Origin of the sequence: Microbacterium maritypicum (assembly GCF_008868125.1) — a bacterium.
GTDB classification, from domain to species: Bacteria; Actinomycetota; Actinomycetes; order Actinomycetales; family Microbacteriaceae; genus Microbacterium; species Microbacterium maritypicum.
Window position 1 is genome coordinate 762,560 of record NZ_WAAQ01000002.1, and the last position, 25,436, is coordinate 787,995.

22 protein-coding genes and 1 riboswitch are annotated in these 25,436 nt (G+C 69.5%); of the genes, 7 read left to right on the forward strand and 15 right to left on the reverse strand.

What is annotated here, in order from left to right:
* Positions 1-75: 75 nt before the first annotated feature.
* Genes F6W70_RS14495 through nagB form a run of 3 tightly spaced genes read left to right on the forward strand, consistent with a single transcriptional unit; the run spans position 76 to position 3,044 of the window.
* Entirely contained in the window at positions 76-1,263 is a 1,188-nt protein-coding gene (locus F6W70_RS14495) for an ROK family transcriptional regulator (protein ID WP_055870549.1), read from the forward strand.
* A 43-nt stretch (positions 1,264-1,306) separates the two neighbouring features.
* Entirely contained in the window at positions 1,307-2,272 is a 966-nt protein-coding gene (locus F6W70_RS14500; RefSeq protein WP_174799539.1) for an ROK family protein, read from the forward strand.
* Complete coding sequence (gene nagB / locus F6W70_RS14505) at positions 2,265-3,044, forward strand: glucosamine-6-phosphate deaminase (protein WP_127481997.1); 780 nt, start codon at positions 2,265-2,267, stop codon at positions 3,042-3,044. Before F6W70_RS14500 ends, nagB begins: the two co-directional genes overlap by 8 nt.
* A gap of 25 nt (positions 3,045-3,069) precedes the next feature.
* On the opposite strand, the gene F6W70_RS14510 is transcribed toward nagB, so the two are convergent.
* The 6 genes from F6W70_RS14510 to F6W70_RS14535 all read right to left on the reverse strand — a co-directional run bounded on the left by F6W70_RS14510 (position 3,070) and on the right by F6W70_RS14535 (position 10,680).
* Positions 3,070-3,477, reverse strand: a complete 408-nt coding sequence (locus tag F6W70_RS14510; RefSeq protein WP_055870554.1) for an NUDIX hydrolase — start codon at positions 3,475-3,477, stop codon at positions 3,070-3,072.
* Complete coding sequence (locus tag F6W70_RS14515; RefSeq protein WP_151487109.1) at positions 3,470-4,834, reverse strand: FAD-binding oxidoreductase; 1,365 nt, start codon at positions 4,832-4,834, stop codon at positions 3,470-3,472. The genes F6W70_RS14510 and F6W70_RS14515 overlap by 8 nt, the downstream gene beginning before the upstream one ends.
* Before the next feature lie 24 nt (positions 4,835-4,858).
* The gene (locus F6W70_RS14520; protein ID WP_055870560.1) at positions 4,859-5,230 is read right to left on the reverse strand and encodes a YrdB family protein; all 372 of its coding nucleotides are present in this window, start codon (positions 5,228-5,230) and stop codon (positions 4,859-4,861) included.
* A 9-nt stretch (positions 5,231-5,239) separates the two neighbouring features.
* Positions 5,240-7,282, reverse strand: coding sequence for a sigma-70 family RNA polymerase sigma factor (locus F6W70_RS14525; RefSeq protein WP_170287923.1), 2,043 nt, complete (start codon positions 7,280-7,282; stop codon positions 5,240-5,242).
* Positions 7,283-7,999: 717 nt separating this feature from the next.
* Entirely contained in the window at positions 8,000-9,172 is a 1,173-nt protein-coding gene (gene nagA / locus F6W70_RS14530) for an N-acetylglucosamine-6-phosphate deacetylase (protein ID WP_151487111.1), read from the reverse strand.
* Complete coding sequence (locus tag F6W70_RS14535) at positions 9,169-10,680, reverse strand: beta-N-acetylhexosaminidase (protein WP_151487112.1); 1,512 nt, start codon at positions 10,678-10,680, stop codon at positions 9,169-9,171. Before F6W70_RS14535 ends, nagA begins: the two co-directional genes overlap by 4 nt.
* A 107-nt stretch (positions 10,681-10,787) precedes the next feature.
* A riboswitch (ZMP/ZTP riboswitch) is annotated at positions 10,788-10,872 on the forward strand.
* A 37-nt stretch (positions 10,873-10,909) separates the two neighbouring features.
* Between F6W70_RS14535 and glyA the strand changes: the two genes are divergently transcribed.
* Both glyA and F6W70_RS14545 read left to right on the forward strand, forming a co-directional pair.
* Positions 10,910-12,184 carry a serine hydroxymethyltransferase gene (gene glyA, locus F6W70_RS14540; protein ID WP_055870573.1) on the forward strand — a complete coding sequence of 425 codons (1,275 nt, stop codon included), beginning with the start codon at positions 10,910-10,912 and terminating at the stop codon, positions 12,182-12,184.
* Positions 12,181-13,059, forward strand: coding sequence for a bifunctional methylenetetrahydrofolate dehydrogenase/methenyltetrahydrofolate cyclohydrolase (locus tag F6W70_RS14545; RefSeq protein WP_151487113.1), 879 nt, complete (start codon positions 12,181-12,183; stop codon positions 13,057-13,059). The genes glyA and F6W70_RS14545 overlap by 4 nt, the downstream gene beginning before the upstream one ends.
* Positions 13,060-13,182: 123 nt before the next feature.
* Here F6W70_RS14545 and F6W70_RS14550 read toward each other — a convergent pair whose 3' ends face one another.
* The 8 genes from F6W70_RS14550 to F6W70_RS14585 all read right to left on the reverse strand — a co-directional run bounded on the left by F6W70_RS14550 (position 13,183) and on the right by F6W70_RS14585 (position 21,060).
* Positions 13,183-13,740: a phage holin family protein gene (locus tag F6W70_RS14550; protein ID WP_151487114.1), complete on the reverse strand. Its 558-nt coding sequence runs from the start codon at positions 13,738-13,740 to the stop codon at positions 13,183-13,185.
* Positions 13,741-13,772: 32 nt separating this feature from the next.
* Positions 13,773-14,495, reverse strand: coding sequence for a DUF6882 domain-containing protein (locus F6W70_RS14555; protein ID WP_055870581.1), 723 nt, complete (start codon positions 14,493-14,495; stop codon positions 13,773-13,775).
* An 82-nt stretch (positions 14,496-14,577) separates the two neighbouring features.
* Positions 14,578-15,378: an HpcH/HpaI aldolase family protein gene (locus F6W70_RS14560; protein ID WP_127482003.1), complete on the reverse strand. Its 801-nt coding sequence runs from the start codon at positions 15,376-15,378 to the stop codon at positions 14,578-14,580.
* Positions 15,363-16,148, reverse strand: coding sequence for a fumarylacetoacetate hydrolase family protein (locus tag F6W70_RS14565; RefSeq protein WP_127482004.1), 786 nt, complete (start codon positions 16,146-16,148; stop codon positions 15,363-15,365). The genes F6W70_RS14560 and F6W70_RS14565 overlap by 16 nt, the downstream gene beginning before the upstream one ends.
* A gap of 9 nt (positions 16,149-16,157) precedes the next feature.
* Positions 16,158-17,321, reverse strand: coding sequence for a 3,4-dihydroxyphenylacetate 2,3-dioxygenase (gene hpaD / locus F6W70_RS14570; protein ID WP_017828355.1), 1,164 nt, complete (start codon positions 17,319-17,321; stop codon positions 16,158-16,160).
* 93 nt (positions 17,322-17,414) lie between these two features.
* Positions 17,415-18,914 carry a 5-carboxymethyl-2-hydroxymuconate semialdehyde dehydrogenase gene (gene hpaE / locus F6W70_RS14575; RefSeq protein WP_055877488.1) on the reverse strand — a complete coding sequence of 500 codons (1,500 nt, stop codon included), beginning with the start codon at positions 18,912-18,914 and terminating at the stop codon, positions 17,415-17,417.
* A complete protein-coding gene (locus F6W70_RS14580; RefSeq protein WP_151487115.1) occupies positions 18,911-19,594 on the reverse strand; it encodes a GntR family transcriptional regulator in 684 nt (227 codons plus the stop codon). Before F6W70_RS14580 ends, hpaE begins: the two co-directional genes overlap by 4 nt.
* Positions 19,591-21,060, reverse strand: a complete 1,470-nt coding sequence (locus tag F6W70_RS14585) for a fumarylacetoacetate hydrolase family protein (RefSeq protein ID WP_151487116.1) — start codon at positions 21,058-21,060, stop codon at positions 19,591-19,593. Before F6W70_RS14585 ends, F6W70_RS14580 begins: the two co-directional genes overlap by 4 nt.
* Before the next feature lie 153 nt (positions 21,061-21,213).
* Between F6W70_RS14585 and F6W70_RS14590 the strand changes: the two genes are divergently transcribed.
* Positions 21,214-22,593 carry an MFS transporter gene (locus tag F6W70_RS14590; RefSeq protein WP_151487117.1) on the forward strand — a complete coding sequence of 460 codons (1,380 nt, stop codon included), beginning with the start codon at positions 21,214-21,216 and terminating at the stop codon, positions 22,591-22,593.
* A gap of 71 nt (positions 22,594-22,664) precedes the next feature.
* On the opposite strand, the gene F6W70_RS14595 is transcribed toward F6W70_RS14590, so the two are convergent.
* Positions 22,665-23,375, reverse strand: a complete 711-nt coding sequence (locus F6W70_RS14595) for an IclR family transcriptional regulator (RefSeq protein WP_127482007.1) — start codon at positions 23,373-23,375, stop codon at positions 22,665-22,667.
* Between the two features lie 146 nt (positions 23,376-23,521).
* On the opposite strand from F6W70_RS14595, the gene F6W70_RS14600 reads away from it, so the two are divergent.
* The gene (locus F6W70_RS14600; RefSeq protein ID WP_151487118.1) at positions 23,522-25,393 is read left to right on the forward strand and encodes an FAD-dependent monooxygenase; all 1,872 of its coding nucleotides are present in this window, start codon (positions 23,522-23,524) and stop codon (positions 25,391-25,393) included.
* Positions 25,394-25,436 lie beyond the last annotated feature (43 nt).

Here is a 25,436-nt window from a genome sequence, read left to right on the forward strand (position 1 = left end):
ACGTTTCGGTAACCCTCCTCGCGCGTCCGCGAGCGGAGGTTGCGCAATTTTTGTTCGTAAGGTCTACTAACAAACATGTCCGTTTCGGATGAACAGCGTTCCGCATCGCCGTCAGAGTACGTCGGTGCGAATGCGCACGCCTTCGGCCCAGGGCGCCACCTGCGCTCGCGATCCAAGGTGCTGCCCGAGCACGCCCGCGGTCATAACCGCGCCCTGGTCCTGCAGACTCTGTACCACGCAGGGGCGATGAGTCGCGCCGACCTCTCCCGGGAGACGGGGCTCACCCGGGTCACCATCTCCGACCTGGTCGCCGAGTTCATCGCCGATGGGATCGTCATCGAGATGGGCGTGCGCGAGGCCGTCGGCCCGGGCAAGCCGCCCATCCTCATCGACATCGACCGGTTCGGTCACCAAATCGTCGGTCTCGATCTCTCCGGACCCGACGCCTTCACCGGCGCGGTGCTGAGCCTCGACGGCGACGTGCTCGAACGACGTGCGGTGCCGCGTCCGCAGTCGCCCGACGGCGAGGCGGCGTACGCAGCCCTCCGGGAGCTCGCGCAGACCCTGGTCGCCGCATCCACCCAACCGCTGCTCGGCGTGGGTATCGGCACCCCGGGTGTCGTGCGCCCTGACGGCCTCGTCCTCAGCTCTCCCAACCTCGGCTGGACGAACTTCCCGCTCGAGGCGAAGCTCGGCGTCGATCTCGACCTGCCAGTGCTCGCGCGCAACGACGCCAACGCGGCGGTGCTCGCCGAGTACACCTTCGGCGATGCGAAAGCCGACTTCATGCTCATCAAGATCGGCAAGGGCGTGGGAGCCGGCCTCATCACCGGCAGCCAGCCGCTGCTGGGCAGCCGCTTCGCGGCGGGCGAGATCGGGCACGTGGTCGTCGGAACCGACGGCGGACCCCGTTGCGCGTGCGGAAAGGACGGCTGTCTCGAGGCGTGGCTCAGCGTCAGCCGCCTCGGTGCGGCGATCGCGGCGGAACCCGATGCGCGCGACGAGATCCTCCGCGATGCCGGAACGCGCATGGCGATCGCCATCGCTCCGATCGTCGCGGCCCTCGACCTCTCCGAGGTCGTGCTCTCCGGACCTGCCGATCTGCTCGACGGCATCCTGATCGATGCCGCGATCGAGACTCTGCACGCTCGCACCCTCGAGGGTGTTTTCGAAGACGTCGTGGTGCGCCTGACGCACCAGGAGGACATCGTCCTGCGGGGAGCCGCGGTCATGGTGCTTTCCGGGCAGCTGGGAGTGTCGTGATCGTCACCTCCACCCGCACCGGCACGACGGGCAGCGACATCCGATGACGGGTGCAGACACGGCCGACCGCTCCGGTCGGCAGATTCGAGTGGGCCTGGACGTCGGCGGCACCAAGATCGACGCGGTGGCCGTCGACCCCTCCGGTCACATCCGCGGACGGCTGCGACGACCCACCGGATGGGGCGATGACGCCGTCGTCGAGAGCATCGTGATGGCCGTGACGGCGCTCGCCGACGAGAGCGGATTCCCCCTCGCCGACGTCGGCTCCGTCGGCATCGGCATCCCGGGGCTCGTCGACGCCGAGGCCGGGCGGGTGGATCACGCGGTCAACCTCGGTGTGGAGTCCCTGGACCTCGCCGAGAAGGCCGAACGCGCGCTCGGCGTGCCCTTCCGGGTGGAGAACGACGTGAAGGCCGCAGCCCTCGGCGCTGCGGTGCTGAGCGGGATCGCCGGCTCCATGGCGTATCTGAACCTCGGAACGGGCGTCGCCGCCGGCATCGTGATCGATGGGCGCATCTGGCGTGGCGCTCGGGGAACGGCCGGCGAGGTCGGTCACCTCTCCGTCGACCCGCACGGACGCCTGTGCGGTTGCGGACAGCACGGATGCGTCGAGACCTTCTGCGGCGGCGGTGCTCTGGCCAAGGCCTGGGGACGCCCGGGTGCGCTGCCGATCAGGGACATCTTCGACGCGGCGGACGCCGGCGATCCGCTGGCGCTCTCGCTTCGCGACGACCTGTACCACGGAGCCGCAGCCGCCGTGCGCGTGCTCGTGCTCTCCGCCGACGTCGAGACGGTGGTCATCGGGGGAGGGCTCACGGCTCTCGGTGACCGGCTCGAGAACGGCATCCGCGCGGCGCTGCACGCCGGCGCCGAGGCGTCACCGTTCATGCGGTCGCTCCGCTTGGATGAGAGAATCGAACTGCTCCCGGCGGGGTCTCCCGCCGCCGCATTCGGCGCCGCACTGGTCGGCGCCTCCATCACCGAGAAGGAGATCGTTCCGCATGGCTGAGGTCGTCATCGTCGAGAATGCCGAGGCCGCCGGCGCTTTGGTCGCCACCGAGATCGTGGAGCTGATCGCCCGTCGTCCCGACGCGGTCCTCGGCCTCGCGACCGGATCGACCCCGCTGCCGGTGTACCAGGCGCTCCGCTCCCAGCTCGCGGGTCGCGACGTCTCCCAGGTGCGCGGCTTCGCCCTCGACGAGTACGTCGGCATCGACCCCGCGCACCCGGAGAGCTACCGCTCCGTCATCACGCGTGAGGTCGTCGAGCCGCTCGGACTCGACCCGCAGCGCATCCATGTCCCCAACGGCGCGCAGGCGACGATCCAGCACGCCGGGGACGACTACGAAGCGGCCATCGACGCCGCAGGCGGTGTCGATCTGCAGATCCTCGGTATCGGCACGGACGGGCACATCGGCTTCAACGAGCCCGGATCGTCGTTCGCGTCGCGCACTCGCGTGAAGACGCTCACGGAGCAGACCCGCGAGGACAACGCTCGCTTCTTCGACTCGATCGACGACGTGCCCATGCACTGCATCACGCAGGGGCTCGGGACGATCCTGAAGGCGCGTCACCTGGTGCTGCTCGCCTTCGGCGAGGGGAAGGCCGCAGCCGTCGCCGGCGCGGTCGAGGGGCCGCTCACGGCGTTGCTGCCCGGTTCCGCGATCCAGCTGCACCCGCACGCGACGATCGTGGTCGACGAAGCCGCAGCTTCGCGCCTCGCGCTCGCGGACTACTACCGCTACACGTTCGCGAACAAGCCTTCCTGGCAGGGCATCTGACACCTGCCCGACGCCTGGCCCGCGCTCAGCCCGCCGACGCGGGCCAGGCGATCGGGAGCAGGTGCTCGACGCTCAGGGGCGCCAGCGGGAGTGTGGCGATGTCGTCCGGGGTGATCCAGCGCAGTTCGGCGAGCTCGGCTTGGACCGTGACCGCCCGGGGATCGACGGACGTCGCGAACGCTTCGGCGATGACGCGGTGACCCGGCTCGTTCGCGGCCGCGGACACGAAAGAGCCCAGCGGCTGGAGATCGGCCTCGTCGAGCTCCAGCCCCAGCTCTTCGTGGAGCTCGCGGATCAGCGTCTGCGCCGCGGACTCGCCGGCCTCGGGCTTGCCACCCGGCTGCATGAACATGCTCGTGCCCTGCTTGCGGACCACGAGCACTCGTCCGGCCTCGTCGACGATCACGGCCGCGCTCACATGGATGTCAGGCATCGAGGCTGAACACCTTTCCGGGGTTGAGGATGCCGAGGGGATCGAACACGGCGGCGATCTGACGCTGAAGCTGCCATTGGTCATCGCCCAGCTCATCGACGAGCCATCGGCGTTTCAGGACGCCGATGCCGTGCTCGCCCGTCAGGGTGCCCCCGAGACGGATCGCGGCGCGGAAGAGATCATCGGCCGCCGCCCAGACGTGCGGCGGGGTCTCCGGCCCGTCGAAGATGAAGTTCGGGTGCAGATTGCCGTCGCCGGCGTGGGCAACCGTCGGGATGGTGATGCCGTACTCGCGTTCGATGCGCGCGATCTCGTCGAACATCGCCGGCATGGCGCTGCGGGGCACCGACACGTCTTCGATCAGCGTCGTTCCCAGCGAGGCCATCGCCGCGTGCATAGACCGCCGGATGGCGAGGAGGCGCTCGCCCTCGACACGGTCGTGGGAGACGACCGTCTCGCCGTCGTGGGCGCGCAGGATCGCGGCGATCGTGTCCGCCTCTTCAGCGGCAGCCGGCCCATCGGTCTGGATGGCCAGCTGGGCCGTGCCCGCAGACGGGACGGGGAGGGCAAGCAGGGCGTGCACGGCCGCGAGGCTGGCGGCATCCATCAGCTCCATGATCGCCGGTTGCACGCCCGCCGCCGTCACGGCGGCGGAGGCCGCGGCGGCACTGCGCACTCCGGGGAAGGTCGCGGTGACGGTGCAGGTCTCGCCGGGCACGAGCCTGCGCAGCTTGAGGGTGGCTCCGACCACGACGCCCAGTGTGCCTTCCGAGCCGACGATCAAGGCGGTGAGGTCCAGGCCGGTCACGCCTTTGACGCTGCGGTGACCGAGGTGCAGCAGCCGGCCGTCGGCGAGGACGAGGTCGACGCCGAGCACCGCGTCGCGCACCACTCCGTACTTGGCGCACAGCAGACCGCCGGCGCCCGTAGCGATGTTGCCGCCGACGGTGGAGATGTCGCGGCTGGCGGGATCCGGAGCCCACCAGAGACCGTGCGTGGCGAGTTCGGCATTGAGGTCGGCGTTCAGGATGCCGGGTTCGACGACGGCGAGCAGGTCGTCCGGGCGGATCTCGCTGATCGCGGTCATCCGCCGCAGCGACAGCACGATCTCGCCCGCCCCGGCGTTCGCGGCTCCCGCGAGTCCGGTACCGGCGCCGCGAACCACGACCGGTGTGCGCGTGGCCGTCGCGATGCGCATGGTCTGCTGCACGTCTTCGACACGCTCGGCGTGGACGACGGCGAGAGGTCGCCCCGCAGCGGCGTGGCCGGAACGATCTGCTCTGGCATCCTCGAGCGATGCCTCATCGGTGTCGACGAGCGCGCCGAGGGACTCCTGCAGGAGTGACAGTACGCTCACGACAGTGCGCTCACGAGGGGAACCTCACGACAGCGCGCGTCGACCGCTGAGCACGCCGGCGACCACGGCGACGAGGGCGAATGCGGTGCCGATCAGTGCCTGTCCCATCGACCACCACGCGATCGTGACGCCGACGTAGATCAGCAGCTCGACGGCTGCGCGCAGGAAGGGGTGCACACGCAGCACCGGGCGCGGCGAGAGGAACAGCGCCCAGACCAGGATCACGACGACGGGCGCTCCGACACCGATGACGATGTTCCAGGGAAGATCCCAGCTCGCGAAGCCCCACAGAGCGAGAGAGGCCACGGCGACGACGAGGACGACGGCGCGGACGATGTCGAGAGCGGTGATGACCGGACGCTCGACGCCGGGAACAGGAGCGGGATCCGAGGGCATGGATCCAGTCTATTCGGCGACGGGGGAGTCCTCGGTCGGGACGGCGCCCGCCTCGACGGGCGCGGCGACATCGGCGACCTTGGTCGTGATCGGCTCCTGCCCCACGGGAGCGGGAATCACCGGCTCGGCCACGACGGGTGCGGCCACGACGGGTGCGGCCACGACGGGTGCGACCTCGACGGGTGCGACCTCTGCCGGTGCGACCTCTGCCGGAGCTTCGTCGACGGGTGCGACCTCTGCGGGAGCATCGGTCGTGATGACGACATCGTCGACAGGAGCGGAGCTGACCGGGTTCTCATCGACGGGAGTCTGGTCGCTCTCCGTCGGGTCCTCCTCGACCGGACCCTCTTCGATCGGGATCTCGATGCCGGGGCGGTTGGGCTGCAGCGCGAGGAGAGTGGTGTCCGCGAAGGGCGCGTCGCCCGTATCGAGGACGTACCGGAAGGTGACCTTCGTCGAAGCGGCGAAGTAGTACTGGAACAGGCCGGGGCGCAGGTCGATCGCACCCGCTCCGGAGTCGTCGAGCACGATCGTGTCACCCCCGCCGAGGCTGCCGTCGAGAAGCGCTTCGACCGTCGCGCCTGGTGCGCCGGTGATCGGCACGCGGTAGTGCACGGTCAGCTCGTCGAAGACGATCGTCGCGGTCGTCCAGGTCGGCGCTTCCGTGGGAACACCGGGGTCGACGGGCTCGACGGGCTTCTCGGGCTCGACCGGCTTCGTCGGTTCGACGGGGGCCGTGGGCGGGGTCGTGACGGGTGGCGGTGTGACGGCCGGTGCGGACGACGGATCCTGTCCTGGCTCCGCCTGATCGTCGGTCGGGGGCGCGGGCGCCTCCTCCGGCACGATGACGGGCGTTTCGATGATGACGGGCTCGTCGAGGCTCATCTTCTCGTCGGGACCGACGTCCGCCGAGATCGAGGACGGGTCTTCGTCCCCGGCGTTCGGGAGCGAGGTCGCGGGATCGGCTCCGGCGAGTCCGGGGATGATCGTGGAGGCGGCGACGACGCCAGCGACGACCAGTGCGGCCGAGCCCACGCCGACGAGTGCACCGATCCCGGTGAACACCCCGCCCGCCGCGCCGGCACCGGCGCCGGCGGAAGAGCCCGCCGTGCCGCCTGCCGAGCCGCCGGCGCCGGAACCTGAACCGCCCGAAGCGGCGAGGCCCGTCGCGGCGTGCGTGACACCGGGGTCCCCGGCGAAGACGGCACCCGGAATGCTCGACGGCATGGCCGCCAGAGCGACGATGGGCGTGCCCGCACCCTGCAGCGTGGCGAGGTAGCCTGCGGCACCGGTGACGCCGAGCACGAGAGGCAGCAGCACCAGGGCGAGACGCTTGGAGACGTCTTTCGCCTCGGCGGCGACGATCATGCATCGGGCGCACTCGTCGAGGTGGAGCTCGAGTCGCTTGTGATCGCGGGTGCTGAGGTTGCCGCGAGAATAGGCGCCGAGGTGCTCGATGGTCCACTGGCATTCGGAGCCGTCTTCGGCGCTGCGCAGATGCGCCTGGATCCAGGCTTCACGAAGGCCTTCACGCGCACGGAACGCCAACTGCGACACGGCGCCGGCCTTCATCCCGAGGAGGGGCCCGACCTCCTGCGGCTTCATCTGCTCGATCTCGGTGTACCAGAGCACCTCCTGCCAGCGGCTGGGGAGACTGCGGAAGGCCTGCGCGGTGAGGCTGCGATCGAGCGCCTCGCTCGCCGCCTGGTCGGTGGTGTCGGGGTCGGCGACGGTGTCGAGTTCGTCGATCGCGGTCTCGCGACGAGCACGTCCCCACCCTGCCGCCGTGTTGCGGATGCTCGTGAAGAGGTAGGCGCGGAAGGAGCCGTTGGGGCCGCCGCCCTTGATGATCGCCTGATAGATGCGCGTGTAGGACTCCTGCACGAGGTCATCGGGATCGATGGAGGAGGTGACCGAGCGCGCCACGGAGAGCCCCGACGGGTAATGCCGTCTCCAGAGTTCACCGAACGCCTCCGTGTCTCCCGAACGGGTGCGGAGGATCAGGTCGGCGTCGCCGATCGTTTCGTCGTGAGTCGTGTTCTCTTCGTGCACAATCATCCATCTGTCGCCGGGCGCGGGTGCGCCTCTACGGGAAGAGACGCATGAGAGCGCCTCTCATCACGCGACTTCTCCATTCTCTCGCGAATCTCCCAGGGAAGCCACCCTCTCCGCGAACTCCAAGCCGATGCCCGGGTTCGCGCGAGGGGGCCTCCGGCGGCGTCTGCAGACGGTATCCGAAACTCCTTCGAAGATTTTCGAGAAGTCGCGTAATGAATCGGGAGGGGCGTCGTCTCATCCCATAGAGACAGCCGTGAGGATCCCACCGGGGGGCGGGATCCAGGCACTGGTGCGGGGGGTATTCGCGCCGGTCGGGCGGGTCGGGAGCCTCGGGGGAGGAGAGCCCGGCCGCCCGTCTCACGAGGGGGAATGAGGCCGCCGATCTGGGGAACGGCGGCCTCCCACACGTTTCGATCCGAGGATCGGGATGACTTCTCGAAAGATTTTCGAGAAGTCGCGTAATGAATCGGGATGAGCATCGTCTCATCCCATAGAGACAGCCGTGAGGATCCCACCGGGGGGCGGGATCCAGGCACTGGTGCGGGGGGTATTCGCGCCGGTCGGGCGGGTCGGGAGCCTCGGGGGAGGAGAGCCCGGCCGCCCGTCTCACGAGGGGGAACGAGGCCGCCGATCTGGGGAACGGCGGCCTCCCGCCCCATCACACACGTATGACCGGAGAGCGCAGAGCTGCGCGTCGCGCGCGGCGCCGTCTCAGACGAGCAGCCGTGGTCCTGACCACACGCGCGCGACGCGCAGATCCGCATCCAGAAGCACGGCATCGCCGAGCATTCCGGTGGTCAGGCTGCCGAGGGATGCATCGCGTCCGATCGCACGCGCCGGTGTCTGCGTGAGTGCGCGAACGGCTTCGGGAAGCGCCACTCCCGCCTGCACGGCGCGCTGCAGGGCCACGTCCTGCGTGAGCGTGGAGCCGGCGATCGACCCGGTGTCATCGGCCCTCGCTACGCCGTTCTCGACCGTGACGCTCACGGCCCCGAGGTCGTAGTGGCCGTCGGCGCTGCCCGCAGCCGCCATCGCATCGGTGATCAGTGCCACGCGTGCGGGTGCGGAGTCGAACACGAGCTTGACGACGTGCGGATCGAGGTGCACGTTGTCGGCGATGGCCTCGAGCACCACCCGGTGATCGGCTGCCGCTGCCAGCACCGGTCCAGGAGCACGGTGATGGATGCCCGGCATCGCGTTGAACGCGTGGGTGAGGATGGAGGCCCCCGCCTCGAAGGCGGCGACGGCCATCGTGGCGTCCGCATCCGTGTGGCCGACGGCAGCGGCCGAGCCCGCGGCCACGATCTGCCTGATCGCGTCGAGCCCGCCGGGCAGCTCCGGCGCGATCGTGATCTGGCGGACGGTGCCGCGTCCGGCATCGAGCAGGAGGGCGACATCCGCCGCCGTCGGGTGACGCAGCAGCGACGGTTCGTGCGCGCCGTGGTGCCCGGGGTCGAGGAACGGGCCCTCGAGGTGCGAACCCAGGATGTCCGCATCCGTCTCGGTGAGATCGGCGATGAGCGCGACACTGCGGGCGAGCGACTCAAGGGGCGCCGTGACGAGCGAGATGACAGCGCGGGTGGTGCCGTGCGCACGATGCATCTCGCGCCCGGTGCGGATCGCCTCCACGCCGTCGTCGAATGCGGCGCCGGCGCCGCCGTGGCCGTGGATGTCGACGAATCCGGGAGTGAGCAGGGCGCCGGGACCGGCGAGGGCCACCGCATCGACGACCTCATCCGCCGCGGTCCACTCCGATCCCGTCCCGCGGCCGGTGACGACGCCGTCCTGGATGCGGACCCAGCCGTCCTCGACGATGTCGCCGCCGTCGACGATCCGTGCGGAGTGGATGACCAGCGAACCGGTCGCGGAGGAGTGGGTGATCAACGTGCGCTCCAGGGGATCTCGTCTGCGGGATGGAAGTCGATCCCCTCAGCTTTCCACAGCGGAGCGAGGGCGCCGACGCGCACGCGGAAGGACTCCCATACGCGTTCGGGCGCTTCTCTCGGCGACCAGGCGACCTCGGCCTGAGCCGCCGCACGGGGGAACACCAGCTGTTCGACCTCGCCGAGCGTGCGGGTGGTCTCGGACCAGAGCGGGGCCTCGACGCCGAGGATCGCGGCGTCCGGCACGTCGAGGACGGCTGTCGGCTCCCACTCGTAGGCGGAGCGGACGTCGATGATCCCCGCCCAGGTGAGGCCGAGGGGGAAGTCCTCCGTGTACTTCATGTCGAGGTAGGTGACGTCAGCCGCCGACATGATGAGGGCGCCTCCGCGCTCGACGAAGTGCGCGGCCTCCTCGGCATGCGTGCCCTCGGGGGTGGTCTTGCCCCAGTACTGTCCGACGGTTCCCTCGGCGATGTTCGTCGCGGATCCCATCTCATGCCAGGCCATCGGGATCTTGCCCGCTTCCACGACGATCGCGGTCGCGCGCTCGGCGAAGAGGTCGAAGTCGGCCTGGGGCGTGCCGAGGGATTCGTCGCCGCCGATGTGGATGTACGCACCCGGGGTCATCTCGGCCAGCTCTTGGACGACATCGCGCACGAAGTCGTAGGTGCGCTCCTCGTGGATGCGGACGCTGGAGTGGCCGACGCCCCAGCCCAGGTACGTCTCGCCGGCGACGGGCAGCGGCTGGCCGAGCCGCGCGGAATCCGCGATGAGGTTGTCGTTCAGCACCGGCGCCTCGACGAGCTCGGGGTAGGCCACACCGATCGCGTGGGTGTGACCAGGCAGGTCGATCTCGGGGATCACGATCATGTGACGCGAAGCGGCGTACGCCACGATCTCCCGGTAGTCGGCCTTGGTGTAGAAACCGCCGGGGTCGCCGCCCACCGATGTCGCGGAGGCCCGTTCCGTCAGCAGCGGCCAGGCGTCGATGTGCACGCGCCACCCCTGGTCGTCGCTCAGGTGCAGGTGCAGGTGGTTGAACTTGAGGGAGCTCGTGCTGTCGATGAACTTCTTCACGTCGCCGACGCCGAAGAAGTGCCGGGCCACGTCGAGCATGACGCCCCGTCGCGGGAAGCGCGGCGAGTCCGCGACATCGGCGCCGAGCAGGGCCCAGCCGGAGTCGTCCTGTCGCAGCAGCTGCAGCAGCGTCTGCACGCCGTAGAAGAGCCCTGGCTCGTCGGCGCCGACGATGATCGCACGCTCGCCGATCTCGAGCGTGTACCCCTCCGGCGCCGAGGAGCCGTGGTCGATCAGCAGCTCGATCTCGCCGGAGCTCCCGTCGGAGGTGGAGAGGCGGATGCCGGTGCGGCGCTCGACCGCGTCGATCAGCTGGGCGGCAGCGGGGGAGGAGCCGTGCACACGCGTCGTCGCGGTGATCGGCATCCGTCCTTCTCGCGTGGTGGCGGACACAGGCGCTGGCACGAGCGGAAGAGGATGAGGAAGGACCATGAACAAAACCTACCCGTCGGCATCGCTCAGGGGAATGGCGGAAGTCGAATCGATTCTGCGACGATCGTGGACACGCCGGCGTGCGGGGTCGTCGCATCGGCTATGCTCGTAGACGTCGCGACTGGCGTCTGGGTGGACTACCACCGGGGAGCGACTGACCACGGAATTCGACCGCGCGCCTGGGCCGATAGGAACACCCCTTTCGAATCCGTTGTCAAAGGAGCACGTCATGACCGACCGTTACTTCAACGCCCCGCTTTCCGAAGTCGACCCCGAGATCGCCGAGGTCCTGGATCGCGAGTTGACGCGCCAGCAGACCTTCCTCGAGATGATCGCCTCGGAGAACTTCGTGCCCGTCTCGATCCTGCAGTCGCAGGGCTCGGTGCTCACGAACAAGTACGCCGAGGGCTACCCCGGACGCCGGTACTACGGCGGCTGCGAAGAGGTTGACGTCGCGGAGTCCCTCGCGATCGAGCGGGCGAAGAGTCTCTTCGGCGCCGAGTTCGCGAACGTGCAGCCGCACTCCGGTGCGTCGGCGAACGCGGCGGTCCTGCATGCGATCGCGCGCCCCGGCGACACCCTGCTCGGCCTGTCGCTGGACCAGGGCGGCCACCTGACGCACGGCATGAAGATCAACTTCTCCGGTCGCCTGTACGACATCGTCGCCTACGGCGTCGACCCCGAGACCTCGACGATCGATATGGCCGAGGTGCGCCGTCTCGCGATCGAGCACAAGCCGAAGGTCATCATCGCCGGATGGTCGGCTTACCCCCGCACGATGGACTTCGCGGCCTTCCGCGCGATCGCCGACGAGGTCGGTGCGCTGCTCTGGGTCGACATGGCGCACTTCGCCGGTCTGGTCGCCGCTGGTCTGCACCCGAACCCGGTGCCGCATGCCCACGTCGTCTCCTCGACCGTGCACAAGACGATCGGTGGTCCGCGCTCGGGCTTCATCCTCACCAACGACGCAGATCTCGCCAAGAAGATCAACACCGCGGTGTTCCCCGGTCAGCAGGGCGGCCCGCTCATGCACGTGATCGCCGCGAAGGCGACGGCGTTCAAGCTCGCAGCCACCCCCGAGTTCAAGGAGCGCCAGGAGCGCGTGCTGCGTGGCGCGAAGCTCATCGCGGAGCGCCTGTCGCAGCAGGATGTGAAGGACGCCGGCATCGCGGTGCGCTCCGGCGGCACCGACGTGCACCTGGTGCTGGTCGACCTGCGCGACGCCGAGATCGACGGCAAGCAGGCCGAAGACCTGCTGCACGACATCCACATCACGGTGAACCGCAACGCCGTCCCGAACGACCCGCGCCCGCCGATGGTCACCTCCGGTCTGCGCATCGGCACCCCGGCGCTCGCGACCCGCGGCTTCGGCGACACCGAGTTCACCGAGGTCGCCGACATCATCGCGCTCGCGCTGCTTCCCGGCGCTGACGTCGAGTCGCTGCGCGCTCGCGTCGACGCCCTCGCCGCCGCGTTCCCGCTCTACCCCGACCTGCAGCAGTGACCGCGAAGATCCTCGACGGGAAGGCGGCGTCCGCCGCGATCCGTGCCGAGCTGACCGAACGCGTGGCCGCACTCAAGGCGCGAGGGATCACGCCGGGCATCGCGACCGTGCTCGTGGGCGCCGACCCGGCCTCGCAGCTCTACGTGGGCATGAAGCACCGGCAGTCCGAGGCGATCGGGATGAACTCGATCCAACGCGAGCTGCCCGCCGACGCCACGCAGGCCGACGTCGAAGCTCTGATCGACGAACTCAACGCCGACCCCGCGTGCCACGGGTACATCGTGCAGCTGCCGCTGCCGAAGCACCTCGACACCGATGCGATCCTGGAGCGGATCGACCCGGCGAAGGATGCCGATGGTCTGCACCCGACCAACCTCGGGCGTCTGGTGCTCAACGTCAACGGACCCATCCACACCCCGCTGCCGTGCACACCGCGAGGGGTGATCGAGCTGCTGCTGCGCAACGACTACGACCTCAAGGGGAAGCATGTCGTCGTGGTCGGCCGCGGGGTGACGATCGGCCGCTCGATCGGGCTGCTGCTCACGCGACGCGACCTGAACGCCACGGTCACGCTCACGCACACCGGAACCGTCGACATGCCGCGCTACCTGCGAGAGGCCGATGTGATCGTCGCCGCGGCCGGGGTGAAGCATCTGATCCGCGCCGAAGACGTCAAGCCCGGTGCCGCCGTGCTCGACGTCGGCGTGACGCGAGAGACCGACCCCGAGACCGGGAAGAGCCTGGTGTTCGGCGACGTCGCCCCCGACGTCGCCGACGTCGCCGGGTACATCTCCCCGAACCCGGGAGGCGTGGGCCCGATGACGGTCGCGCTGCTCATGACGAACGTCGTGGAAGCGGCCGAGCGGATCGCCTGACGTCAGCGCGCGCGCACCGCATGCGAAAGGCGCCCGTCCTCCTCGGAGGATGGGCGCCTTTCCACGTTCGCAGCCGGTCTGTCGCGCGCCCGGTTCAGCCGGGTTCGGGTCGGCTCTTCGCACTCAGCCCAGTTCGTCGAGCATGCGCCGCTGCTCGGGTGTGAGACCGTCGTCGAGCTCATCGCGCGCGGCGCGTGTCTCTGGCGCCTCCGCCGCGGCGGCGGTCGGAGACGCCGTCTTCGTCTCGCCACCCTTCACCCGCGCCTGCACCGAGTCGTAGATCTCTCCCGCCTTGGCGCGGAGCCGGTCGTCGATCTGGTCGTAGATCATCCATCCGAACAGCAGCGCGAGCGGCGGCAGCACGAACGCCCAGAAGCCGGAGGCGCGCACACCGCTCAGCCACACCGTGAGTACCCAGACGATCAGCTCGACCAGATACACCAGCACGTACTGCACGACCTTCTCGCCGGTCTTGGTGCGCTCGGCGGCCGACTTCGCCGCCGACCTGCGGAAGGCTCCGGCGAGCAGGGGCTTCACGAACAGGGCGGCGAGGGTCAGGATGACGGATGCCCACAGGGCGTTGAACCCGACCGAGACGCCCGGCAGCAGCAGGCCGATCACCAGCAGTGCGGCGACATTGAACACGTAGAGCGCGGCGAACCGGACGATTCCGTTCTTCATGCGACCAGAATCCCACATCCTCCCGCGGAGGATCAGCCCTGCGCGTGCAGCGTGCTCTCGATCCCGCTGATGCGTGCCTGCTCGTCGAAGCGGAAGGTCGCGGTGCCCGTGGCATCGGAGACATCGGCGCCGGAGAACGCCTCGTCGGTCCAGGCGAGGGTCCAACCCGCGAGTCGGGCGAGGTCCCAGACGGAAGTGCGCGCATCGGGGAGGCTGATGCCCGAGAGGACACGGGGCAGCGCCATGACCGCATCCGCCACGGTGAGCGGTGCCAGCGGAGCATCGAGCACGAACACCGCACGGGTTCCGTTGCCGACCGGGGCGGAGTAGTAGGGGGAGCGTCCGGTGAGCTCGACCGCGACGGCACCGACCGTGTGCGCGGCCTGCGCGATCCAGTCGTCGTCGCCCGAGACCTCGGCGGGGAACGGCACCTCGGGAGCGGTCAGCTCGGCGATCCCGTGCTCGTTGCCGTAGGCCTGCAGCTGCGCTGCGACACCCTGTGCGTCGCCGCTCGGGTGCGCCCAGGCCCACAGGAGCGAGCGGGGCCCGGGGGCGATCGTCGCGATCAGGTGCGCGCGCGCCACGAGCTGCCGCGACGGGTCGGCGTCGGCCGTGAAGGTGAGGGTGCCCGCGGCCAGGTCCGCGTCCCAGCGGTGCTCGCCGAGGGCGTCGGCGGCTGCGGAGAGAGCGTCCTGACGGAGCGCGACGAAGAGGGCGGCACGGTCGGCGAGGGGCTGGAGCGCGGCGAAGGTCATGCCGACAGTCTCGCGGTCGATGCTATGAATCCGCTAGTTCAGGCGTTGCCTGCCCCAGGCCGCAGGCGCACGACCCCGCGGATCAGTAGCTGGCGCGGGAGCCGCCGTCTGCCGAGGTGAAGCGCGCGGCGAGAGCCTCGGAGGCGCGGGCGAGCAGCGCCACATCCGCTCCGACCGCCACGAAGTCGGCGCCCGCGGCGAGGTAGGCGTCGGCGGCTGCCGGGTCGAACGCGTTCACGCCCACGGCCTTGCCAGCGGACTTGACCGCGGCGAAGACCCTCTCGACCGCGGCCGTGACATCGGGGTGGGTCTGCTGACCCAGCAGGCCCATCGACGCGGACAGATCGGAGGGGCCGACGAACACCGCGTCGACGCCGTCGACCGCGGCGATGTCGGCTGCGGCCTCGACGCCCGCTGCCGTCTCGATCTGCACCGTGAGGGAGACGTGCTGCGCGGACTCCTGCAGGTACTGATCGACACGGTTCCAGCGCGCGCTGCGGGCCAGAGCACTGCCCACGCCGCGCACGCCCTCCGGCGGGTACCGCGTCGCGGACACCGCGGCGCGGGCCTCGTCGGCCGACGACACCATCGGCACGATCAGGTTCTGGGCCCCGAGGTCGAGGACCTGCTTGATCGCGACGGTGTCGTTCGACGGCACCCGCACGAGCGGGGCGATCGGGTACGCGGCGACAGCCTGCAGCTGCACGAGCACGGAATCGAGCGTGTTCGCCGAGTGCTCCATGTCGATCAGCAGCCAGTCCAGTCCCGACCCCGCGGCGACCTCGGCGAGCAGCGGGCTGCCGGAGCAGACCCACATGCCCACGAACGCTCGATCGGAGGCCGCGAGCTGCTCACGGAACGAGGGGTCTAGACGAAGCGGCATGCAATTGTTCCCATCGGTCCGTAATCGCACAGCACTTCATCGCCGCGCGACACCCACATCGGGCGTGTGAACGATCCTGCCAGGATGATCTCCCCGGCCTCGAGACGCGCGCCGTGCTGATGGAACTTGTTCGCGAGCCACGCGACCCCGGTCGCCGGGTGGCCGAGCACTCCGGCGGCGACGCCGGTCTCCTCGATCTCGCCGTTGCGGGAGAGCACGCCGGGAACCCAGCGCAGATCGATCTCGTCGGGGCGCCGGTGCACCGTGCCGAGCACCATCGCTCCGTACGCGGCGTTGTCGCTGATCGTGTCGACGATCGTGCGGCCCTCCAGCTCGATGTGCGAGTTCAGCACCTCGAGCGCCGGCACGGCGTAGTCGATCGCCGCCAGGGCATCCTCGAGGGTGCAGTCCGGGCCCTCCAGCGGGGTCTTCAGCACGAAGGCGAGTTCGACCTCGATGCGCACGTTCGAGAAGTGATCGACCGGGATCTCGGAGCCGGACTCGTACACGGTGTCGTCGAACATCACGCCGTAGTCCGGCTCGGTGATGCCCGTGGCCTGCTGCATCGCCTTGGACGTCAGCCCGATCTTGCGGCCGACGAGCCGGCGACCCGCGGCGATCTGGGAGTCCCTCCAGACACCCTGGATCGCGTAGGAGTCCTCGACCGTGGCCTCCGGGTACCGCGCCGTGATGCGCGGGATCACCGCGTGCGTGCGGTCGGCCTCCGCGAGCTCCGCCGCGATCTGCGTGATCGTGTCTGCTGACAGCATCCGTGCCTCCTAGAGCTGGTGGCCCAGCTTGTACTCGCCCTGCTTGTACTCGGGCATGTCCTTGTCGTCGTCCGCTCGCGTGTACGAGAAGCCGTCGGCGCCGATGGTCACCGCCATCTCGCTGGAGTCGGTGCGGGCGACCACCGGCTGAGGGTTGCCGTCGAGGTCGAGCACCAGCGACGCATCCGTGTACCAGGACGGGACGACGGGGTTCCCCCACCAGTCGCGGCGCTGGTTGTCGTGCACATCCCAGGTGATGACCGGGTTGTCGGGGTCGCCGGTGTAGTAGTCCTGCGTGTACACCTCGACGCGGTGCCCGTCGGGGTCGCGCAGGTAGAGGTAGAACGCGTTCGAGACGCCGTGGCGGCCGGGACCGCGCTCGATCGAGTCGGAGCGGCGCAGGGCTCCGAGCTTGTCGCAGATGGCGAGGATGTTGTGCTTCTCATGCGTGGCGAAGCACACGTGGTGCATGCGGGGTCCGTCGCCGCCGGTCATGGCGGTGTCGTGCACGGTGGGCTTGCGGCGCATCCAGGCGGCGTAGACGGTGCCCTCCTCGTCCTGGATATCCTCCGTGACGCGGAAGCCGAGGTCCTGCATGAACCCCACGGCACGCGGTACGTCGGGGGTGACCTGGTTGAAGTGGTCCAGGCGCACCAGCTCGCCGGGGATGTGCAGGTCGTAGCGCCACGACATCCGCTCGACGTGCTCGGTGGCGTAGAAGAACTCGTACGGGAAGCCGAGCGGGTCGACCACGCGCACCGAGTCGCCGATGCCCTTGACGAAGCCGTTCTCGTTGCGGCGCACGTCGCAGCCGAGCTCCGTGTAGAACTCGACGGCGCGGTCGAGGTCTTCGGGCGTGCGGACCCGGTACGAGAAGGCGGCCACGGCGGCGATCGGGCCCTTGCGCAGCACCAGGTTGTGGTGGATGAACTCCTCGGTCGAACGCAGATAGATCGCCTCGTCGTCCTCCGCGGTGACGTAGAGCCCCAGGACGTCGACGTAGAACTGGCGGGAGGCGGCGAGGTCGGTGACCACGAGCTCCATGTACGCGCAGCGGAGGATGTCTGGCGGCGAGCTCTGCGGCGTCGCGATCGGGTTGTCCGAGCGGATCGGCGCCTCCTGGGAGACGTAGAAGCCCGAGGAGGTCAGAGTCATGTCGTCGCGGTGTGTCATGTCAGCGTCCTTGCGTGAGGGTTCCGGTCGCACTTTCTGTCGCATCCGCGTCGGCGGGGCGGCACAAAGTGCGACCGGAACGAGACAGTGGGGTCAGTTCTTGCCGAAGGTCGGGTTGTGGGAGTGGGCCGCGAGCGTGATGTGCACGCTCTGCTGGTCGGTGTAGAAGTCGATCGAGCGGTAGCCGCCCTCGTGACCGAGGCCCGAGGCCTTCACGCCGCCGAACGGCGTGCGCAGGTCCCGCACGTTGTTGCTGTTCAGCCACACCATGCCGGCCTCGACCGACTGCGCGAAGTTGTGCGCGCGCTTGAGGTCGTTCGTCCAGATGTAGGCGGCGAGCCCGTACTTGGTGTTGTTCGCGAGCGAGAGCGCCTCCTCGTCGGAGTCGAAGGGCGTGATCGCCACGACGGGGCCGAAGATCTCTTCCTGGAAGATACGGGCGTCGGGGGAGACGTCGGCGAACACGGTCGGTGCGACGAAGTTGCCCTCCTCGAAGCCCTCGGGGCGACCGCCACCGGCGACCAGGCGGCCCTCGGTCTTGCCGATCTCGACGTAGCTCATGACCTTGTCGTAGTGCTCGGGGTGCACGAGCGCGCCGACCTCGGTGGCCGGGTCGTGCGGGTAGCCGACCTTGACCCGCTTCGCCTGCGCGGCGTAGCGCTCGACGAACTCCTCGTAGATCGAGCGCTCGACCAGGATGCGGGAGCCGGCGGTGCAGCGCTCGCCGTTGAGGGAGAAGACGCCGAAGATCGTGGCGTCGACTGCGGCCTCGAGGTCGGCGTCGGCGAAGACCACAGCGGGCGACTTGCCACCGAGCTCCATCGACAGGCCCTTGAGGAACGGGGCGGCATTGCCGAAGATGATCTGTCCGGTGCGGCTCTCGCCCGTGAACGAGATGAGCGGCACATCGGGGTGCTTCACGAGCGCGTCGCCCGCGTCTTCGCCGAGACCGTTCACGAGGTTGAAGACGCCCTTGGGCAGCCCCGCCTCCTCGAAGATGCCGGCCCACAGGGATGCCGACAGCGGCGTGAACTCGGCCGGCTTGAGCACGACCGTGTTGCCGGTCGCGAGTGCGGGCCCGAGCTTCCACGACTCGAGCATGAACGGCGTGTTCCACGGCGTGATGAGGCCGGCGACACCGATCGGCTTGCGGTTGACGTAGTTCATCTGCTTGCCCGGCACCTTGAAGGCGTCGTCGGACTGCGCGACGATCAGGTCGGCGAAGAACCGGAAGTTCTCGGCGGCGCGGCGGGCCTGTCCCAGCGCCTGCGTGATCGGCAGGCCGGAGTCGTACGACTCGAGCTCGGCCAGGCGTGCGTCGCGGGACTCGACGATGTCGGCGATCCGGTGCAGCACCCGCGAGCGCTCGCGGGGGAGCATCCGCGGCCAGGGGCCCTCGTTGAACGCGCGCGTGGCTGCCGCGACGGCGAGTTCGATGTCGGCCTTCTTGCCGGCGGCGGCGGTCGTGTAGGTCTGGTTGGTGACCGGATCCAGCACGTCGAACGTGTCGCCGTCGACGGAATCGACGAACGCGCCGTCGATGTAGTGCTGGATGTGGTCGGGGAGGTCGGCGGGGATGCGCGAATCGGTCATGAGGTTTCTCCGGTCGTCTGGGCGGAACGGGTGTGCAGTGCGTCGAGGAACGCGTCCATCGTGCGCCAGCGGTGGTTGCGGGCGGCGAGTTCGATCTCGAGCGGGTCGGCGCCCGCGCGGATGAGGTCGAGGATCTCGGTGTGCTCCTCGACCGAGTGCTGGGCGCGTCCGGGGATCGATGCGAAAGTCGTGTCGCGGATGGCGGAGAGCCGCGACCAGCCGCGGTGCACGAGGTCGAGCAGGTGAGGGTTGGGGCACGGCTCGAACAGCACCGAGTGGAACTGGCGGTTGAGCTCGGTGAAGGCGTGGGCGTCGAGATGATCGAGCATCTGCGCCATCCGCTCGTTGATACGGGCGGCCTCCTCGAGAGCGTCCTCGTCGAGCAGGGGAGCCGAGAGCGCGGTGGCGCAGCCCTCGACCAGGCCGAGCGTCTGCATGGTGTGCGCGTACTCGCTCTCGTCGACGAGGGTCACCCGCGCTCCGACGTTGCGCTCGAACGTCACGAGTCCCTCGGCTTCGAGGCGGCGGATCGCCTCGCGCACGGGGACGACGCTCATCTTCAGATCCTCGGCGATGGAACCCAGCACCAGCCGGTAGCCGGGGCTGAACATGTGCCCCGTGATCCGCGAACGGAGCCACTCGTACGCGACCTCGGACTTGCTGGCCGTCGTCGTGGTCATCGCGTGCTCCGGTGGGCCGTGGCCTCCTCGTAGCGGGCGCGCCACTCGGCGTTCAGGGGGAACAGGCCGTCGACGGGGTGACCTGCGGCGACCTGCTCGGCGATCCAGGCGTCTTCGATCTCCTGCGCGACGGCGCTGGCGGCGACCTCGGCGGCCAGGGCCGGCGGGATCACGATCACTCCGTCGCTGTCGCCGACGATGATGTCTCCGGGCTGCACGGTCGCACCGCCGCAGGAGATCGTGACATCCACGTCCCACGGCACGTGCTTGCGGCCGAGCACGGAGGGGTGCGCGCCCTGCGAGAACACGGGGAGTCCGATCTCGGCGACCGCGTCGAAGTCGCGTACGCCGCCATCGGTGACGACCCCGGCGGCGCCGCGGACCTTCGCGCGCAGGGCGAGGATGTCGCCGAGGGTGCCGGTCGTGGCATCGCCTCGGGCCTCGATGACGATGATCTCGCCGTCTTCCACGGCATCGAACGCGCGCTTCTGCGCGTTGTAGCCGCCGCCGTGCGCGGCGAAGAGGTCTTCGCGGAAGGGCACGAAGCGCAGCGTCTTGGCGGTGCCGACGATCTTGCTGCCGGTGATGTTCGCCGACACCCCGTCGATGAAGCAGGAGTGGTGTCCGCGCTTGCGGAGCTGGGCCGAGAGACCGGCCGTCGGGGCGGCGAGGAGCTGGGCGCGCAGTTCGGGGGAGAGGGCAGGAGCCTTCTCGACGGGAGGCAGGCCCGCCTCTTCGCGAGACCCCCAGGCCTCGGTGCGCTGCAGGTCGTCGACGGCGGGGAGCGATCCGATCTCGCCGTCGAAAGGGGTCTCGCCCTGCGTGACGGTGGTGACGAGGCGTCCGGACGTGGGGGCGCCGGGGGCATCCGGGGCGTCCACCTCGATCTCGACGACGTCGCCGGGGACGATGACCGATGAGCCCGCGGGGGTTCCGGTGAGGATCACGTCGCCCGGTTCGAGGGTGAAGTGCTGGGAGAGGTCGGCGACGAGCTGCGCGAGCGGGAAGATGAGCCCGGCGGTGGTGTCGTCCTGGCGGAGCTCGCCGTTCACCCAGGCGCGCACCCGGAGGGCCGCAGGGTCGACGGTGCGGGCATCGATCAGGTCGGGACCGAGCGGCGTGTAGCCGTCGCCGCCCTTGGAGCGGACGTTGGAGCCCTTGTCGTTCGCGCGCAGGTCGTACAGTCCGAGGTCGTTCGAGGCGGTGACCCACCCCACGTGCGCCCAGGCCTCGTCGAGCGAGACGCGGCGCGCGGCCGTGCCGATCACGAGGGCGATCTCCCCTTCGAAGGCGAGCAGCTCCGTGCCGGCCGGTCGCTCGACCGTGCCTCCGGAGGCGCCGACGGAACTGGCCGGCTTGAAGAAGTACGAGGGCGAGGCGGGGCGTCTGCCGCGCTGATCGGCGCGTGAGGCATAGCTCAGATGGATCGCGATGATCTTGCCGGGGCGGTCGATTGTGTCCGTCACGGGGCGCCTCCTCGCGCTCGTCTGCGTTGTCGTGCGGGACGCCTTGTGCGTCGTATTCGAAATCATATATCATCGGTTCACCCCTCGGCAAGCACTTCGGATCCATTCCGCTGCACGCCGTGACAATGCGGTCACAACCAAAGGAGACACCCCATGAGCGGGCAGTCACAGGCTGGGTTCACGCCCACCGGAACCATCGCGACGGCGGCCGATCGACGCCGCGTCGTGTTCGCCACCGTCGTCGGCACCACGGTCGAGTGGTACGACTTCTTCATCTACGCGACGGCCGTCGGGCTCGTCTTCGGCCAGCTCTTCTTCGCCCCGCTCGGCGAGAACAGCGCCCTGATCGGCTTCGCTACGGTCGGCGTCAGCTTCCTGTTCCGCCCCCTCGGCGCGTTCCTCGCCGGGCACTACGGCGACAAGCTCGGGCGCAAGACCGTGCTGATGTGGACGCTGATCCTGATGGGCGCCGCGACCGCGCTCATCGGTCTGCTGCCCACGTACGAGACGATCGGCATCATGGCGCCGATCATGCTGGTGCTGCTGCGCATCGTCCAGGGCATCTCGGCGGGCGGTGAATGGGGCGGCGCGGTGCTGATGGCCGTCGAGCACGCTCCTCGCCGCAAGCGCGGCATCTTCGGGGCGTCTCCGCAGATCGGCGTGCCCCTCGGTCTGCTGCTCGCCTCCGGTGTGATGGCGCTGATGACGGTGATCGCCCCCGGCGACCAGTTCCTCGCCTGGGGCTGGCGTGTGCCGTTCCTGCTCAGCGTCGTGCTGATCCTCGTCGGCTACTACGTGCGCCGCAAGGTCGAGGAGAGCCCCGTCTTCACCGAGCTCTCGGCCCGCAAGGAGAAGGCGCGGATGCCGATCGCTCAGCTGTTCCGCAAGCACCTGCTGCTCGTGATCATCGCCGCATTCGTCTTCGCCGGCAACAACGCCGTGGGCTACATGACCACCGGCGGGTACATCCAGGGCTACGCCACGAACCCGGAGGGGCCGATCGGCCTGGAGCGGGGCCCGGTCCTCTGGGCCGTCGCCGGATCCGCGGTCACCTGGCTGCTCACGACGCTCCTCGCCGGCTGGCTGTCCGACCGCATCGGCCGTCGCACGACGTACGTCATCGGCTGGGTGCTGCAGCTGGTCGGTGTCTTCACGCTCTTCCCGCTCGTCAACACGGGCGAGATCGGTCTGCTGTTCGCCGGGCTCGCGATCCTCACGATCGGTCTCGGCTTCACGTACGGACCGCAGGCGGCGCTGTACGCCGAGCTGTTCCCGGCGAGCATCCGCTTCTCCGGCGTCTCGATCTCGTACGCCATCGGCGCGATCGCCGGTGGGGCCTTCGCGCCGACCATCGCCACGGCCATCGTGAGCGCCACCGGGTCGACCCAGGCCGTCACCTGGTACCTCGCGGGCATGACCGTGCTCGGTCTCATCGCCACACTGCTCTTGCGCGACCGCTCGGGCATCCCGCTCGGACCGGATCACGAGGAGGAGCAGTCCGTCAGCCCGATCTACGGACTCGCGAAGGCCTGATTCTCCGGAGTCACCCGAACGCGTGAGCACGTCCCCCTCTGGGTGGGCGTGCTCACGCGTTGTCGCGGCGGTCAGCCGTCGAGGGATTCGCGGATGACGGATGCCGAGCGCTGCAGCCGCCCGGCGATCTCGGCGTCGTCCAGGTCGGTGGCCACGTGCACGACCGCGATCGCGGCGGGGCGCTGGCCGCGCAGGGCGAGGGGGACGGCGACGGACTGCACGGTGGGGATGACCTCATCGTGGCTCGTCGCATATCCGCGGCTCCGGGTCGCCTCCACATCGGCGGGCAGTGACGACGGCGCCGCTTCGGGCCACTCGTGCTCGGGGAGTTGCGCGAGGATCGCCTTGCCGGGAGCTCCGACCGTCACCGGGTGGCGGGCGCCGGGGCGCTGGGCGACGCTCGCGACGGCGTGGCGGGGCTCGACGCTCGCCAGCGTGATGCACTCCTCGCCGTCGAGTACGGCGAGGAAGCAGGTCATCCCCAGCTCGTTGGCGATCGCGGTGAGCTCGGGGAGGGCCTCGGCCTGCAGATCGTGGGCGACTCCGGCCGCGAGTGCCGCCATGCGCGCGCCGAGGCTCACGGCGCCGGACGCGTCTCGGGAGACGAGCCCGTGGTCTTCGAGGGTGCGCAGCAGGCGATAGGCGATCGAGCGGTGAACGCCCAGGCGCGAGGCGATCTCGTCGATCGTGAGGGGGCCGCGTGCGTCGGCCAGCACCTCGAGGATGCGGATGCCGCGGCTGAGGGTCTGCGAGGCGGGGGAGGCGGCGGTGTTCTCGGGCATGCGGGCGCTCCCTTGCGATCGCGGACGGCGAGGTTTAGGCTGTGTTCAATAGTAGAACTCTGTGTTCGAATATAGAACACGCGGGTTCAGGATGCAAGACCCGACAGGCAACACCCGACGAAGAAGTCCGGAAGGAATCGACGACGATGCAGTTCCACCACCACGGCTACGTCTCCGCTGACCCGCGCGTGCAGGACGCCGCCGGTATCGGCGCCGCGCGCTCCGCCGACCTTCCCGACCAGATCGACGTGCTCATCGTCGGATCGGGGCCGGCGGGAATGCTCCTCGCGGCCCAGATGGCGCAGTACCCCGGCATCTCCACGCGCATCATCGAGAAGCGCGACGGCCGCCTCCCGCTCGGCCAGGCCGATGGCATCCAGCCGCGCAGTGTCGAGACGTTCCAGGCGTTCGGGTTCGCCGAGCGGATCATCGCCGAGGCCTACAACATCGGCTGGATGAACTTCTGGGGGCCGAACCCCGACAAGCGCGACGAGATCGTCCGCACCTCCCGCACGTCCGACTACGCCTACGACATCTGCGAGTTCCCGCACCTGATCGTCAACCAGGCGCGAGTGCTGGACTACTTTGCCGAGGCCGCGGCGAACGGCCCCGGACGGATCGTGCCCGACTACGGGGTCGAGTTCACCGGTCTCACGGTCCACGACACGGGGGAGTACCCCGTGGAGGTGGGGATCCGCTACGTCGCCGGCGAGCGGGCAGGAGAGGCGAGGACCATCCGCGCCAAGTTCGTCGTGGGGTGCGACGGTGCCCGCAGCGGTGTGCGCCAGGCCATCGGGCGCACGCACGTGGGCGCCTCGGCCGCGCACGCCTGGGGCGTCATGGACGTGCTCGTCAACACCGACTTCCCGGACTGGCGCACCAAGTGCGCCATCAACTCTGAGGCGGGCAACATCCTGCACATCCCGCGCGAGGGTGGCTACCTCTCGCGCATGTACATCGACCTCGGCGAGGTCGCGGACGACGACGATCACCGGGTGCGGCAGACGCCCATCGAGGAGATCATCCGTCGCGCCAACGAGATCCTGCACCCGTACACGCTCGACGTGCGCGAGGTCGCCTGGCACAGCGTGTACGAGGTCGGACACCGCGTCACCGACGGCTTCGACGATGTGATCGACGGGTCGGGGCGGACGCCGCGCGTGTTCCTCACCGGAGACGCCTGCCACACGCACAGCGCCAAGGCGGGCCAGGGCATGAACGTGTCCATGCAGGACGGCTTCAACCTCGGTTGGAAGCTAGGCTCGGTGCTCACCGGACGCGCGTCCGAAGACCTGCTGGCCACGTACGGCGCCGAACGGCGGCCCGTGGCGCAGCAGTTGATCGACTTCGACCGCGAGTGGTCGAGCCTGATGGCCCGAAAGCCCGAGGAGATCTCCGACCCCAACGAGCTGGCCACCTACTACCTTGCGACGGCCGAGTTCCCGTCCGGATTCATGACGCAGTACACCTCGTCGATGATCACCGGGTCCGACACGCACCAGTCCCTCGCCCCGGGATATCCGCTGGGCAAGCGTTTCAAGTCGGCTGAGGTCGTGCGGGTCGGCGACGGCAACGTGGTGCACCTCGGACACCACGCGAAGGCCGACGGACGCTGGCGCGTCTACGCCTTCGGCGACCGCACCGGCGACGCGCTCGCCGCGTGGGCCGAGAAGGCCGAGCCCCTGTTCGCGCGCTTCACCCCGGCGGACGCCGATGTCGATGCGGTCTTCGATGTGAAGGCCGTCTACCAGCAGCCGTTCGAGGAGATCGAGGTCACCTCGGCGCCCGCGCTGTTCCAGCCGAAGACCGGCCCCCTCGGACTCACCGACTGGGAGAAGGTCTACGCCGCAGGCCCCAGCAAGTGGACCGAGACCGACATCTTCGCCGCGCGCGAGCTCTCCCGCGACGGCGTCGTGATCGTGGTGCGCCCCGACCAGTACGTGGCGGCGATCCTTCCGCTCGACGACACGACCGAGCTGGCCGCGTTCCTCGAGGGGGCGCTGCTGCCTGCACGCTGACCCGTCCTCGACATGACACGTGTCATGTCGAGGAGATGACACT